This window comes from Schleiferilactobacillus harbinensis, from assembly GCF_008694105.1.
Classification (GTDB): Bacteria; Bacillota; Bacilli; order Lactobacillales; family Lactobacillaceae; genus Schleiferilactobacillus; species Schleiferilactobacillus harbinensis.
On sequence record NZ_CP041364.1, the window covers coordinates 1,935,330 to 1,949,432 of the forward strand.

At 48.5% G+C, this 14,103-nt stretch carries 13 protein-coding genes and 1 CRISPR repeat array; of the genes, 8 read left to right on the forward strand and 5 right to left on the reverse strand.

Going from position 1 to position 14,103, the window contains the following annotated elements; genetic code table 11:
- Positions 1–53: 53 nt before the first annotated feature.
- The 3 genes from tnpC to FMM01_RS09690 all read right to left on the reverse strand — a co-directional run bounded on the left by tnpC (position 54) and on the right by FMM01_RS09690 (position 2,239).
- Positions 54–1,610, reverse strand: coding sequence for an IS66 family transposase (gene tnpC, locus FMM01_RS09680; protein ID WP_150391513.1), 1,557 nt, complete (start codon positions 1,608–1,610; stop codon positions 54–56).
- Between the two features lie 100 nt (positions 1,611–1,710).
- Positions 1,711–2,070 (reverse strand): IS66 family insertion sequence element accessory protein TnpB, encoded by a 360-nt coding sequence (tnpB, locus tag FMM01_RS09685; protein ID WP_057824131.1) that lies wholly within the window; start codon positions 2,068–2,070, stop codon positions 1,711–1,713.
- Complete coding sequence (locus FMM01_RS09690) at positions 2,045–2,239, reverse strand: hypothetical protein (RefSeq protein WP_150391512.1); 195 nt, start codon at positions 2,237–2,239, stop codon at positions 2,045–2,047. Before FMM01_RS09690 ends, tnpB begins: the two co-directional genes overlap by 26 nt.
- Positions 2,240–2,334: 95 nt before the next feature.
- Between FMM01_RS09690 and FMM01_RS09695 the strand changes: the two genes are divergently transcribed.
- The gene (locus FMM01_RS09695; RefSeq protein WP_150392376.1) at positions 2,335–2,787 is read left to right on the forward strand and encodes a CRISPR-associated endonuclease Cas9 REC1/REC2 domain-containing protein; all 453 of its coding nucleotides are present in this window, start codon (positions 2,335–2,337) and stop codon (positions 2,785–2,787) included.
- 97 nt (positions 2,788–2,884) lie between these two features.
- Here FMM01_RS09695 and istB read toward each other — a convergent pair whose 3' ends face one another.
- Positions 2,885–3,658: an IS21-like element helper ATPase IstB gene (gene istB / locus FMM01_RS09700; RefSeq protein WP_056990049.1), complete on the reverse strand. Its 774-nt coding sequence runs from the start codon at positions 3,656–3,658 to the stop codon at positions 2,885–2,887.
- 5 nt (positions 3,659–3,663) lie between these two features.
- Positions 3,664–4,878 (reverse strand): IS21 family transposase, encoded by a 1,215-nt coding sequence (istA, locus tag FMM01_RS09705; RefSeq protein ID WP_150392377.1) that lies wholly within the window; start codon positions 4,876–4,878, stop codon positions 3,664–3,666.
- Positions 4,879–4,922: 44 nt separating this feature from the next.
- On the opposite strand from istA, the gene cas9 reads away from it, so the two are divergent.
- The 7 genes from cas9 (at position 4,923) to FMM01_RS09740 (ending at position 14,101) form a co-directional block, all read left to right on the forward strand.
- Positions 4,923–6,416, forward strand: coding sequence for a type II CRISPR RNA-guided endonuclease Cas9 (gene cas9, locus FMM01_RS09710; RefSeq protein ID WP_150392378.1), 1,494 nt, complete (start codon positions 4,923–4,925; stop codon positions 6,414–6,416).
- Between the two features lie 128 nt (positions 6,417–6,544).
- Positions 6,545–7,915, forward strand: a complete 1,371-nt coding sequence (locus tag FMM01_RS09715; protein WP_150391763.1) for an IS4 family transposase — start codon at positions 6,545–6,547, stop codon at positions 7,913–7,915.
- Between the two features lie 48 nt (positions 7,916–7,963).
- Positions 7,964–8,338, forward strand: coding sequence for a Cas9 endonuclease PAM-interacting domain-containing protein (locus FMM01_RS16790; RefSeq protein WP_190973331.1), 375 nt, complete (start codon positions 7,964–7,966; stop codon positions 8,336–8,338).
- Between the two features lie 209 nt (positions 8,339–8,547).
- Entirely contained in the window at positions 8,548–9,456 is a 909-nt protein-coding gene (gene cas1 / locus FMM01_RS09725) for a type II CRISPR-associated endonuclease Cas1 (protein ID WP_150392379.1), read from the forward strand.
- Positions 9,434–9,739, forward strand: coding sequence for a CRISPR-associated endonuclease Cas2 (gene cas2 / locus FMM01_RS09730; protein WP_150392380.1), 306 nt, complete (start codon positions 9,434–9,436; stop codon positions 9,737–9,739). The genes cas1 and cas2 overlap by 23 nt, the downstream gene beginning before the upstream one ends.
- A complete protein-coding gene (csn2, locus tag FMM01_RS09735) occupies positions 9,736–10,413 on the forward strand; it encodes a type II-A CRISPR-associated protein Csn2 (RefSeq protein ID WP_150392381.1) in 678 nt (225 codons plus the stop codon). Before cas2 ends, csn2 begins: the two co-directional genes overlap by 4 nt.
- A 17-nt stretch (positions 10,414–10,430) precedes the next feature.
- Positions 10,431–11,921: direct repeats of the CRISPR family, unit length 36 nt; unit sequence GCTTCAGAAGTACGTCAAATCAGTAAGGTCAGTACC.
- Between the two features lie 218 nt (positions 11,922–12,139).
- Complete coding sequence (locus tag FMM01_RS09740; RefSeq protein WP_150392382.1) at positions 12,140–14,101, forward strand: sucrose-specific PTS transporter subunit IIBC; 1,962 nt, start codon at positions 12,140–12,142, stop codon at positions 14,099–14,101.
- The last annotated feature ends 2 nt before the right edge of the window (positions 14,102–14,103 follow it).

Sequence of the window (14,103 nt, forward strand, 5' to 3'; positions counted from 1 at the left end):
AAGTGGCGCAACCCTCTAACATAAGGATTGCGCCACTGCTGTACTCGAATTATTTATTCGTGGCAGATCTCCTGCACTTTCGGTGACCAGGGTAAATAGTCCTGTAGGACCGTCAAGTCCCCGGGCACCGGCAAATTAGGTAATGCCGCAAACAAATAGTTCAAGTATTGACGAAGGTCGAGGTGATTTATCTCTGCAGTTTTGAGCACACTTAATAAGATGCCCGTCGCTACGGCGCCGCGTTTGCTCTGTGAGAAGAGCCAATTTTTGCGGCCCATCACCAGCTCTTTGACGGCTCGTTCGGCCCGGTTATTGGATAACTCCAACCGGCCGTCTTGGAGAACCGCCCGTAATCCTACTTCATGGCCCAGTGCGTATTCAACTGCGCGACCAAGTTTGGATTTCGGTAAGTAACTGTCACCCAATTCAAACAACCATTTGAAGAAGGCATCCATCTGCGGCTGGAGGTGTTCTTTACGCTGCGCAAGTCGCTCAGTTGCGGGCAGGCCACGCCATCCCTGTTCCAAGTGGAACATCTCATTACAGTATTGCCGACCAATGGGTGCCAATCCGGTATCACCACCGGTAACCGCTTCGTCGAACTTCCGCCGGACGTGCGCCCAGCAATAAACATTGGTCAGATCCGGCAACCGGGGATACACAGCATAGCCATCGGTCTGCAGGTATTTCGTATATCCCTTAAGGAAGCGCTCAGCTTCGCCGTACCCGCGGGTGTCGCCGTGGTCATACAGGATAATTTGATGCTCCGCAAACTTGCCTGAGGTGTAAACCCAGTAATAGGTCTTGGCCTTCTTGATGGCGAGCACCCGGTAGGGCGTCTCATCGGCGTGAATGATATCCTGGGCCAGCAGTTCTTGATGCATCAAATTGTAGAGCGGCCGCAGATATTCTTCGGCTGCCTTGATAGGCCAACCAGACAGGGCTTGCCGGGTAAAATCTGCGCCACGATTATGCCAGAGCTTTTCTTGCCGGTAATCCGGCACTTTATAGATAAATTTGGTCAAGATTGATTCGGTCACGACCGCATTTGAAGCCATACTGTGGGAGATCACGGGCTTCGGTACGTCTGCTTTCTTGGTGATTACCTTACCGTGGTCTTGTAAACACTGCTCGTTAGTGCAGACGTAAGTGTGCTGGTAAACAGTGGTGGCCAACAACTTAACGGGGACAAAGTCGACCTCTTTACGTACGGCTGTCCGCCCAATATCGGCCATCATCTTCCCACATCCTGGGCAAATCTGATCTTCAGTGTCTAAAGTATAGTCGCGAGTGTTTTGTGGTAATTGACTCAGGTCCATCGATTTTCGGTGAACCACTTTCTTAGGGCGTTTCTTGACTGGCTCGTCTTCGCCACTCGCCTTGGCGACCGCTGCTTGTTCTTCCTGGGTGAGCACGTGTTCGTTGAAGAGGTTGGTTTGCCCATCTGGCAAATTTTGGCTGGATTCGCGGCGACGACCATAGAGAACACGTTTCAATACGGCCAGCTGCTCCTGCATCTGTTGGTTTTCGTGGAGTAAATTTTGGACGATAGTCCGTAATTGCTCGGGGGTGGCATCTGCGAGTGCAATGCTATTTTTTGGGTCGACCAATGTGTGGCCCTCCTGAATTATTGATTATTGGATTATATCATTTATAGATCATAAAAAGGAAGAGGTAATACCAAATTTCATTTGGCATCCTCTTCCACATTTAATTGGTATATCCGACCCTGCGGTCATGAATGGTACGCCTCTCAATAATACTTAGACCAGTGATCAATCGTTTTAACTGGTAATGGCTTAGTCGTTGTACGTCGGACCGGTTGCGGGGCCATTGCAGGTGGCCGTTCTCGAACCGCTTGTAATAGAGGACGAAGCCGCTGCGATCCCAGTAAAGGGCCTTGAACCGGTCCCGCTGACTGCCGCAAAATAGGAATAGTGAGTGGTCGTACGGGACTTCGTTCTCACCATAGAGTTCCCGCAGTGAGGCAGCTAAACCGTCAATTCCTTTGCGGAGGTCAGTCTTGCCACAGATGATGTAGATGTTAAGTTCTTGGATATTGGGGAACATTACCAGTCAACTCCTGTAAGACGATGTGCCGAGTGCTCCGATCAGCACCATTATAAAAAATCACTTCGGCATCTTTGAGCTTGATTCGAGCAGCTATCTGGGGCTTCCCACCAGTGCTGGGTGTCCGATCTGTCATTTGAACCGGCACAATATCTTTAATTTGAACCATAAAAAGCCTCCTTGTGCACTTGATGACTCAAGCATACAAGGAGGCTACGGCGCGAACCATATACCCGTTTAACGACCGCTTACTATCAAAACGATATTGAGAAGATTGTGGCCTGGGCAACTCTATTTGAGGACCAAGACAACCGGCGGGAAATGCTTATCAAAATTCCCTGGCTGTCAGCAGAACAACGCCGCAAGTTAGCGCTCAAACGGTACCGTGGCTGGGGCAGTTTCTCCAAAAAACTCCTGGCCGGGATCGTTGACGATGAGCACCGGACAGTCATGGACTGTTTATGGGAAACCTCGAAGAATTTCATGGAAATTGTGGGCGTGACAGATTCGGATTTTGCCAAGAAAATCAAGGAACAGAACGATGGTCAATTTGATGCGCAGATGAGCGCTGACGATGTTTCTCGGCAGACAATGATCAACGACATTATTGACGGTTTCTATACGTCTCCGGCAAACAAGAAGGCCATTCGTGAAGTGCTTGCTGTCGTTAAGGATATCCAAAAGGCAATGCATGTGTCAACGCCGACAATAAAATGACATTTTTTGCCGATTAGAAAATGTTGTTTTTTGCCGGTTTAGTTGAGCTGCGTTTCTCCTTTCCAATTAGTGGTGATGCTTCAGTTAGGCCAGAGGCCTAACCAGTATCATTCGGTGCTTTGTCCGCTTTGGGCTCTGTGATATGGCCCTTCATGCGGTATGACCGGCCGTTGATCCGAATCACGCGGGAGTGGTGCACCAGTCGATCAAGAATGGCATTAGCCAGAGTCTTGTCGGCGAATGTATCGCCCCACTTGGAGAGGGCAATGTTGGTCGTGATGATCGTTGATTTCCGTTCATAACGGCGCTCGATAAGCTGGAAGAACATCTTGGCTCCGATGGAATCAATGGGCAGATACCCGATCTCGTCGATGATCAATACCTGATACCGAGCATACCGGCGCAAGGCTGCCTCGCCTCGCTGCTGGTCGTGTGCAATGCGCAGCCGCTCAACCAGGTCCCCACAGCGAATGAATAGTGTCGAGAAGCCCTGCTTGCAGGCTTCCATCCCGATGCTGGTAGCGAGATGGGTTTTGCCCACGCCGGAGGTGCCGACGAATAGAATATTTTCTTTGTCGTTCAAAAAGCGCAAGGAGGCTAGATCCTCAATGACCGCCCGTTCCAGGGTGGGCTGATAGCTGAAGTCAAAATCGTCCAATTGCTTTTCGTAAGGGAACCGAGCCAACCGAATACGGGTCACCGACTGTTTCTGTTCGCGATAGGCCAGCTCGGCTTGAGTCAGTGCGTAGAGGGCGTCTGTGAGCGATTTAGGAGCCTTGTCCTGCTCATCGAGCAGAACAGGCAGGTGCTCTGCGAAACACAGCAGATTGAGTTTTCTGAGGTTGGCGTCTAGTGCTTGATAGCTGGTCATCGCGGTCACTCCATTTCATCGAACATTTTCATATTGTGATCGACATAATCGTCAATCGTTTCATCGTCGCGGTTGCGGTACAGGTCAGACCGGACGATGTCCGCCATGTCCTCCCGGGCGTAATTAAATCGTTTAGGGGTGATTACGTGAGAACGGACCTCTTCTCCGTTATAATAAAGCCAGAGAGTATTGTCGTCGTGCTTTAACTGCACGATCTCCCCAATATATCTCGTTGGGACAGAGTATCTCCGGTTTTCGAAGACGATCATCGATTCTTTACTGACTTTCCTTGCGACGGTTCGGTCAGCGTAAGATTCAAGCAGTTCGCCATCAAAGCTGTGCAGATACTCTTTTTCTTTGTCCAGGAGGAGGGCTGGCGGCACGCCGGTTGCTTGGGAATCCTCTTGGTTGAGCTGGTCACAGATGAGATGCACTATTTCAGCTAGGTCGAGGGGCGTGTCGAATTCGTGGTCGTATACTCGCAACCGGTCCATCGTTCGGGCCAAGGCTTCGACTTTCCCCTTGGTCTGCGGCCGAAATGGTCGGCAGGCAATCGGTTTGAACCCGGCATCTTTGGCATATTCAGCGAAGGTCTCATTGAACACGGCCTTGCCAAAATTACTTTTGTGCCGGTTGACCACGACCTTCTGATTATCGAACCAGATCTCTTGGGGTACTCCGCCAGTTTCAACGAAGGCTTGGGTCATACAATCAAATAATGTCGTCTGCGTGCGGTTAAAGGTGAACTCCAGGTACTTGGCCCGTGAATAGCCGAGTACGTACAGGAAGATGCTTCCTTTTACCACTTCGCCGCTGCGGGTAGTGAGGACGATGTCCTCCTTCCAGTCAACTTGCGCAGATAATCCTGGGGAGGTCTCGACACGCACTGTTGCCCGTTTGGTTTCCCTCTGGCGAATTGTGCGGCAGTAATCTCGCAGGATGCTTTGCCCACCTCGGTAGTCGTGTTCTTTGATGAAATGATAGATGGCGGAAGCGGAGCAGCCGGCTTCGACCTTCTCTCGGATGAGCCCTTTGAACGGATCTAATTTACTGGGCCGTTTCATTTTTTCTGGTGGCTTGGCAGCTGGGTTGAGGCTTTGTTCGTAGTATCGTTTGACCGTTCGTGGGTCGGTATCGAATCGCCGGGCAATCTCGGCAAAGTTAGGCTTAATTTTATTCATCAGGTGCTGGTGGACGCAGTGCTCAACATCTAAACGCATATGGGATTCCTCCAAATTCAGTATGCGTTTAAGTGTACTAAAAAATGCAGGAAATCCGACATTTCTTAATCGGCAATTTCCTACATTTTACCGCCGGCGTTAACATGCATGGGCAAAAACCGCAATGGATTTTCATTGAAGCTGCGCGAGAACCCGGTCAAAAAGGTCGGCGAACCAAACCGCGAGAGACAACGCTAAGCGATACCTACAAAGAGTTAGCGAAGGATGTCGCTTATTCTGATACAGCCCGGGAATTAGCCGCAACGATAAAGGACAAGACTAAATTTACGGATTTGTTGACCTTGTACTTCCAACAAAACGGCCGTGACATCTATACTGGTAAGCCAATCAATATTGATCAGCTTGGACTGTATCAGATTGACCATATTATTCCCCAAGCCATTAAGAAGGACGACTCCCTGGACAACCGCGTCTTGACCGCTGCACCTATCAACAATACAAAGGCGGCACACTTCGCTGCTGATCGGTTTGGCGCACAAATGAACGGCTTTTGGCATCAACTCAACAAAGCTGGCTTAATCAGTAATACCAAATTGTTCAACCTCTCGATGCGAGAGACTGATATTGATAAATATGCTCCTGGTTTCATCCAACGACAACTCGTAGAAACTCGACAGATTATTAAGCTAACAACCCAATTGCTGGATCAAGAATTTGGAAGCGACACTAAAATAGTCAGTGTCCGCGCCAGTTTGTCCCACCAATTCCGTAAAGAATTTGATTTTCCGAAAATTCGCAGCTTGAATGATTATCACCACGCCTTCGACGCCTTTCTAGCTGCCCGTCTGGGCTTGTACTTGCTCCAGCGTTATCCATCGCTGAGCTCGCTCTTTACTTACGGTGATTACACTCCGTTTGCCACTAAGTTGCGAACGTTTGATTTCATTGGTGCTCTGGCATCTAAAGAACCCTTAACCAACCGGGCCACTGGAGAAATTGTTTGGGACAACGAGGATGAGCTGCCTTATTGCGACTATTTGTACGGATTGAAGAAAATTTTAGTGGTCCATGAAGCTTACACGAAGCATGGTGCCATGTTTAAAACAACCATCTACAAACGAGGAAGCTCAGATGCTAAGGTCCCGACCAAAAAAGGGCGCTCGACTAATCTCTACGGCGGTTATACCTCTGTAACTCGGGCTTATCTGGCTGTCGTTCGGATTGAAGATAAAAAGAAGGGCGATTATTTGTACGTTATGCCGGTCTTAACACTCTGGCTGAACGATCTAAAAAAGGCGTATGTCGTTTCAAAAACTGAAGGGCAGAAAGTTCTACACGCCTTTCTTGCTTCAGAATTAGCTGCCAAGAAAGGCACCCCTAAGTTCAAGATTGTCGCTGACAAGGTTCTTTTCCATCAGCGGGTAATTCATGATAACTATGCTGAACTAATTGGTGGCGATCAGCAACGATTCAACTGCCAGCAGCTTTGGCTATCACGGAATGATCAACAGACGTTCATTAACATCCTCACTACCTCGCCCATTACGCCAGAAGACGTCAGTGACTTAAACAACTGAAACTTGAAAGCTGGAAATCACGTTAAACATGCGTGGTTCCTGGCTTTTTTGGCACAAAAATAAGCGCAGACTCTCCTGCGTTGTATACTTGATTCGACCAAAAATCTGATACAGAGGAGAGACGCGCCATGAATATTATAGAACATACACGGACTGAATTGGGACTTAAGAACATCATTCTTCGTTTTTCGTCACTCGTGGGCTTGAGCAAGCTGACAAAAAAGGCGAATTTTAGAAGACGCTCATCAATTTCACTGACCAAGGTGCTGGCATGGCTGATCCAAACCAAGTTTTTGGGCCGTTCCCTTTACCGAGCGATGCCCGATCCGGATTGTACGATTCGGACGGTCCGTAATGATCTGAACGATGGCCGTATCAATTGGCAACGACTGACTTGTCTGGTTGGGGCCGCGATTATTAAACATCTACGACCATACATTGATGCCCGCCGACGATTCGCGTTTATTCTGGATGATACCCTTTTTGCACGGGATTATTCCACCAAGACAGAACTGCTTGCCCGTGTGTTTAACCACGACGATCATGTCTATCAACGCGGATTCCGGGCACTCACTTTGGCTTGGAGCGATGGTAACACCCTGTTACCAGTGGATTATGCGCTGATGTCCTCTAAGAGTGCTGCCCAGCGACTGGGGAGCCCAGCTAAAACTACCAGTGGCCGGTCAATTGCTGGTCAACGCCGTGTTCAAGCCCAAGGCAAAATGAATGACGTCTCGGTAGAACTGCTAACGCAGGCTCTGGCAAATCATATTCCGGCTCACTACGTACTTTTCGACAGTTGGTTCAGTTCACCGCGGATGTTCTATACCTTGAAAACAATGGGGTTAGCCGGTATCGGGATGATCAAGCGCACGAAGAAGATCTACTACCGCTATCGTGGCCGACTTTACTCCGTCAAGGATCTCTACGAACGGTTCTGCGCTTCACGCCGGCAAACGCACACCAATTATCAGTACAGCCCCATCGTCACAGCTTATGTGAACTTGGATGATGGGACGCAAGTAGCGTACCCACTGAAGCTGGTATTTGTGACTAACCGGAAGAATGCCAGTAGTTATCTGGTATTAGCTACGACCCAAACTAATTTGCGTCCTGAAGAAATTATCCAGATGTACGGTCGTCGGTGGCAGATTGAAGGCTATTTCAAAGTAGCCAAGCAGTATCTACGTTTGGACAAGTCCCAGGTTCAAAGCTATGACGGTCTTTGCGGTCATTTGGCCGTCGTGATGATGACGTATGACCTGTTGGCGTGGCAACAGCGGTTAAACGAGGATGAACGCACACTTGGCGATCTGTTTTACGAGATGAATGAAGTCATGCCAGACATTGCAGTAACGCAAGCACTGGCATGGCTTCTGAAGGCACTATCCACACTGGGAGCCACTTTAGTGGGCACGGCAGAGGAAGTAATAAATAACATCGTTGACCATTTTGTCAGTTTTCTTCCGAAGAATCTTGTCAACCTATTGGGAATCTGACAAAAACAAGATCATTCCCGCCGCCATCTCACAATTACCAAGGCATCAGTGCACTTTCGGGCTTTCAAGTTTCAGTTAAACAATCAATTCCGTTACCTCTATCGGCGAATCATCACTCAACTCGACAAATATTTCCAGGTATATGCCGACAAACGGCTTGGTAAAAAACTGGTTGCCGCGGAACAGTTATTCAATGAACTTCCAATTGAATCATCCGATAACAAAGTGCTAACTAAAAAAAAGGCTTTAGTGAAAATAATGGAATGTGTGCACGCCAACAGCGTCTCCACCGATATCAAGGAACTACACTTATCAGAGTTTGGACGCTTACAGTACAAGCCGCGCGTCAAACTGCCCGTGAACACCTTGCTGGTCAGTGAGTCACCCACTGGACTGTTTTCTACTACAAAGGATCTTGCGTAAAAAAATAGTAAGCCACCAATAAAAGCTTGGTGACTCACTATGTATGGGTGATAACACCCCAATGGATTAAACTTGGCCGAAGCCTTGTTTGACTTCAATACAGTACGTCAAATCAGTAAGGTCAATGCGCGTTAAAGGTCGCGACGCCTTCAACACGCTTAGTATATCACGACCATCTCGCTGGAAGCAAGAAAGGAGGACTGATATTTATGGCCTGGCGTAATTTAATTATCACCCAACATGCCAAATTGTCCATCAGAGCAGGAAATCTGGTTGTTCAATTGAATGCCAACGAACAAATCTTGCCGATGGAAGACCTGCAGCTCGTGCTGGTCAACTCACTAAACGTATATATTAGTACCTACGCACTTTCCCAATTAGCAGAACATGATGTGATGGTGGTATTCATTGGCCGGTCGGCCCAGCCCGCCGCAAAACTAATCAATATGTATCCCGGTCCAAAAGATAGTGAGAGAATCATGACACAGTGCCACTGGCCCGCAGAGAGAACAGAAGCCCTCTGGACCCGCATTGTCACCTGGAAAGTTCGGTATCAAATATCCGTTGCCCAGTTTGTCGGTGCAGCAACGGACTATTTAGAGGTGCTCGCCGAAACAATTGAGACCGGTGATCCAACCAATCGTGAGGCCGCCATTGCCAAGCAGTATTTTCCCCGGATCTTCAACGACGACAAGTTTTCCCGCCGAAGTGAATCTCCTGTCAACGCGGCCCTTAATTACGGGTATGCAATTCTACTGTCCATGGTTGATAGAGAAATCGTCAGTGATGGTTTCCTCACTGAAATCGGGATCCACCATCACAGTAATCTCAATTCGTTTAATCTGGGATCAGATCTAATGGAGCCGTTCCGGCCGCTTATAGATCAGTGGGTCTCCCAGCAGACCATCAATGACCTGACACCGGACATCAAATATCAGTTAGTTGACTTGATGAATGTAGAAATCAGCTTTAATGGCCGGAACTCCCTCCTTACCACCGCGATTGGTATTTTTGTACGGGACTGTCTTAAATACTTGAGCGGTGAATCAGACACTGTAGAATGCGAGATGACCATTCCCAATGAGGTATCGACTCATGCGATTAATAGTGATGTTTGACCTGCCAACCATAACCAGCGCCGACAGACGCGCCTATCGCCATTTCAAGAAGGCTTTGGACCGAGAATGTTTTCTCATGTTGCAAGAATCTGTATACATGCGTGTGTGCCCCAACAACAAGAGCGCCGATTTCCTAATTGCACGCCTAAAGAATATTTCTCCAGAAGATGGCCTCATCCAAGCGATGATGGTGACTGAAAAACAATACCAGGCAATGATTTTCATTAGCGGCACCGCCTCACATGACTTGAGAAACTCTGCTGCAAGGACGGTGATTCTATGAAAATCACTTTGTTCCCGTATCACCCTTTTCTGGTAGAAGAGAGTGGTCTAACTGTGTTCGATTTCAGTAATCCAAAGCAGTACACTCAATTCGTCAATTCCCTGGTATTTGGCGAAGAAGGACTCGTGGTCTCTATCAATGACAAAATAGTTTCGCCAGACCGGGCAATTGATTGGATCGGTGAGCCTTTTGCTGATGTGCTGCAACAGAGCCTGTCAAAAAAATTAGTGAAATTCGTCGCGACACAACTTCAAAATTCAGATCAGATATCCCTGCTGGAAGAATTTCGTCAATTGCAGAACCATCTACAACAACTGATGACTGCGAATAACTGGCCGTTTAAGGTTGACTCAACTGTTGACGTTGCAGCAATTGTAAAGGCTATTGGGCCAAAGGCTCCACCAATCCCAATCACTGAAGTATATGATAATATTGAGTTATGTTGTAAGACCCGTCAAATCATGAGTCTCGACAATCCCTGTGCTTTTCTAAACGCAAGTCATTACCTCACCAGAAAGGAGTTGGCTCAACTGGAAGAAACTAGCCGTCAATACAATGCGGCAATCATTGTTGGAGAATTCTCATCCGTGCGTCGCGAGCACTTATTTGAGAATTCGCGGTATTACTTTATTGATGACGACTTCGTTGACTGGCGTTATTTACCCCATGAATAAGCGATTAGAAAGCGTCGGCTTCAGAAGTACGTCAAATCAGTAAGGTCAGTACCCCACAGCCGTGTCAGTACCACCAGTGATCACGCTTCAGAAGTACGTCAAATCAGTAAGGTCAGTACCCAACCGCTACACCAACGATCATGTGCTGCTGCTTCAGAAGTACGTCAAATCAGTAAGGTCAGTACCCCAAATCCGGTTCACTCCCCACCAATGCTTGCTTCAGAAGTACGTCAAATCAGTAAGGTCAGTACCATCACCCCACAAGTTATCGGATACCCACTTGCTTCAGAAGTACGTCAAATCAGTAAGGTCAGTACCGCACAATAGCCACGATGATTTGCACGGCCAGCTTCAGAAGTACGTCAAATCAGTAAGGTCAGTACCTAAGCCAATGGACGAGCAGCTCGGGCGCCGGCTTCAGAAGTACGTCAAATCAGTAAGGTCAGTACCGACCATTTTTTTGGACAATGCCTTGGTGTAGCTTCAGAAGTACGTCAAATCAGTAAGGTCAGTACCAATCCTTTTCGGCCAGCAGCTCAACCATTACGCTTCAGAAGTACGTCAAATCAGTAAGGTCAGTACCCGCAGTCAGCGGGTGTGGTTGGGCATCGATGCTTCAGAAGTACGTCAAATCAGTAAGGTCAGTACCGTGAATTGGGCGAAGAAGTGCTGCGGCAAGGCTTCAGAAGTACGTCAAATCAGTAAGGTCAGTACCAAACATCATTAACCAATTACGGACGGAGGTGCTTCAGAAGTACGTCAAATCAGTAAGGTCAGTACCCTGCGGCCTGTTCAACGTGCCGCTGATACTGCTTCAGAAGTACGTCAAATCAGTAAGGTCAGTACCAAACTAGCCGACGTGGACGCCATGACGTTCGCTTCAGAAGTACGTCAAATCAGTAAGGTCAGTACCTGCCGCAATAGGCCCAGACCCGGCAATCATGCTTCAGAAGTACGTCAAATCAGTAAGGTCAGTACCAAAAGTTGACGCTGGAACGCTTGGCGTTGTGCTTCAGAAGTACGTCAAATCAGTAAGGTCAGTACCCGTGTGCTGCTGACCAGGGGTGGGCCAGCAGGCTTCAGAAGTACGTCAAATCAGTAAGGTCAGTACCTATGTCTATGGATCACTGGACCTGCATCTGCGCTTCAGAAGTACGTCAAATCAGTAAGGTCAGTACCCGAATACCCCTTTGTCCTGGCAACGGTGGAGCTTCAGAAGTACGTCAAATCAGTAAGGTCAGTACCCCGTGCCCCGAATAAACCACCGTCACGATAGCTTCAGAAGTACGTCAAATCAGTAAGGTCAGTACCTGAGGGCGATATTGATTACACCAAGATTGTGCTTCAAAAGTACGTCAAATCAGTAAGATCAGTGTCATTATTACGATTTCAATCAACGCGGCCTGTGCTTCAGAAGTACGTCAAGTCAGTAAGGTCAGTGTCTGCTCCGGCATACAATAGGGCCAGTTGCGGCTTCAGAAGTATGTCAAATCAGTGAAACTAGTACTTGGAATGATTGCACTCTTGATAAATTCGCATCCTCCATAATTTCCGATTGTGCTTATCTGGGAAAACGACAGGCGTACGCCACTTATTATGTGGGTACTAACGGCGTTCTCCTATACTTTTTGGTATCAATTGTTAAACGCTTGACAATTATTCTGAAGCCGGTTACACTTTTGGATGAAAAGGCTTAACGGGATGAATCTAAGGGAGGATCACTATTATGAAGCATGACGAAGTTGCCAAGCGTGTCCTAGCCGACATCGGCAAAGACAATATCCAAGCCGCTGCACACTGTGCCACGCGGTTGCGGTTAGTACTGAAAGACGATAAGAAAATCAACCAGACAGCGTTGGACAATGACCCTGATGTAAAAGGCACATTCGAAACCAACGGCCAGTACCAGATCATCATCGGACCGGGAGATGTCGACAAGGTTTACGACCACCTCATCCAACTGACTGGTTTAAAAGAAGCGACGACAGATGATTTGAAGAAAGTCGCTGCATCAGCCGGCAAACAAAATCCAATTTTGAATTTATTCAAGCTGCTTTCTGATATTTTTATTCCGATTATCCCAGCCTTGGTTGCTGGCGGGTTGCTGATGGCGCTGAATAACGTCCTCACTGCGCCGAATCTGTTCGGCGCCCAATCGGTCGTACAAATGGTGCCTGGTATCAAAGGCTTCGCCGACATGGTCAATGCCATGGCGTCTGCACCGTTTGCTTTCCTGCCAATCCTAATTGGTTACTCCGCCACTAAACGCTTCGGCGGCAATCCTTACTTAGGTGCTACGATGGGCATGATCATGGTCCTGCCTTCTTTGGTCAATGGCTATAGTGTTGCGGCTGTCCAAGCTGCCGGGAAAATGCCCTATTGGAACGTCTTCGGTTTACACATTGCGCAAGCTGGCTATCAGGGCCAAGTATTACCAATTTTGGGTGTGGCCTTCATCCTGGCCACACTGGAGAAATTCTTCCACAAACACCTTAAAGGTGCTGTCGATTTCACCTTCACACCGATGTTGGCCATTGTTATCACAGGCTTTCTGACCTTTACAATCGTCGGTCCCGTATTGCGGACTGTCAGTGACGGTCTAACTAGCGGACTGGTTTGGCTGTACAGCACGACCGGTTGGATCGGCATGGGTATTTTCGGTCTGTTTTACTCCGCTATCGTCATCACCGGTTTACACCAAACTTTCCCCGCGATCGAAACACAGTTATTGGCACAAAAAGCCACGACTGGCGGCTCCTTCATCTTCCCGGTCGCTTCCATGGCAAACATTGCTCAAGGTGGCGCGGCTGCGGCAATCTTCTTTGCTACGAAAGACTCTAAGCAAAAGGCTTTGGCCTCTGCGTCCAGTGTTTCGGCCATGCTTGGTATCACCGAACCGGCAATCTTTGGGATCAATTTGAAGTTAAAGTTCCCCTTCCTCTGTGCTGCGGTTGCATCCGGTATCGCCAGTGCCATGTTGGGCATGTTCCATGTCTTATCAGTTTCCATGGGACCCGCTGGGTTAATCGGGTTTGTCTCTATTGCCCCGCAATCAATCCTCTGGTTCCTGCTTTGTGCCGTCGTTTCTCTTGTTCTTTCTTTCTCCGCCACCTTTGTTTACGCCAAGCGCGTCCTGAAGGCACCGGTACAACAGCCTGAAACATCCGACGTGACCGGCGAACCCGTTGCACCAGCGGTCAGTGATGAAGTCATCATGGCCCCCGTCACCGGCAAAGTCGAAGACATCAGCAAAGTCAACGACCAAGTCTTCGCTACTGGCATCATGGGCAAAGGCATCGCAATCATCCCCGATTCTGATCAAGTCGTTTCTCCAGCGACCGGCGTCGTCACCGTGGCTTATCCAACGAAGCACGCTTACGGCATCAAGTCCAATGACGGTGCTGAGATTCTGGTTCACTTGGGCATCGACACCGTGAACTTAAAGGGCGAACACTTTACGAGCACCGTCCAACAAGGCGATCAAGTCACTGCCGGCGCCGAACTTGGCACCTTTGACCGCGCTGCGCTGAAACAAGCCGGTTACGATGACACAGTCATGGTCGTCATCACCAATACCGGCAACTACGCTGACGTCCAGCCGATCTCGCAGGATACTGTCCAGGCCGATCAGCAGCTCATTGCTCTGACCGCGCCGTCCGCCAACGCGCCTGTTGCTGCCAACATTTAATT

Coding starts and splice junctions, on each gene's coding strand:
- tnpB (WP_057824131.1), bottom strand. CDS start 2,070: ATGTTCCCCAATATCCAAGAACTTAACATCTACATCATCTGTGGCAAG.
- FMM01_RS09690 (WP_150391512.1), bottom strand. CDS start 2,239: ATGGTTCAAATTAAAGATATTGTGCCGGTTCAAATGACAGATCGGACA.
- istB (WP_056990049.1), bottom strand. CDS start 3,658: ATGACCAGCTATCAAGCACTAGACGCCAACCTCAGAAAACTCAATCTG.
- istA (WP_150392377.1), bottom strand. CDS start 4,878: ATGCGTTTAGATGTTGAGCACTGCGTCCACCAGCACCTGATGAATAAA.
- cas9 (WP_150392378.1), top strand. CDS start 4,923: ATGCAGGAAATCCGACATTTCTTAATCGGCAATTTCCTACATTTTACC.
- FMM01_RS09715 (WP_150391763.1), top strand. CDS start 6,545: ATGAATATTATAGAACATACACGGACTGAATTGGGACTTAAGAACATC.
- cas1 (WP_150392379.1), top strand. CDS start 8,548: ATGGCCTGGCGTAATTTAATTATCACCCAACATGCCAAATTGTCCATC.
- cas2 (WP_150392380.1), top strand. CDS start 9,434: ATGCGATTAATAGTGATGTTTGACCTGCCAACCATAACCAGCGCCGAC.
- csn2 (WP_150392381.1), top strand. CDS start 9,736: ATGAAAATCACTTTGTTCCCGTATCACCCTTTTCTGGTAGAAGAGAGT.
- FMM01_RS09740 (WP_150392382.1), top strand. CDS start 12,140: ATGAAGCATGACGAAGTTGCCAAGCGTGTCCTAGCCGACATCGGCAAA.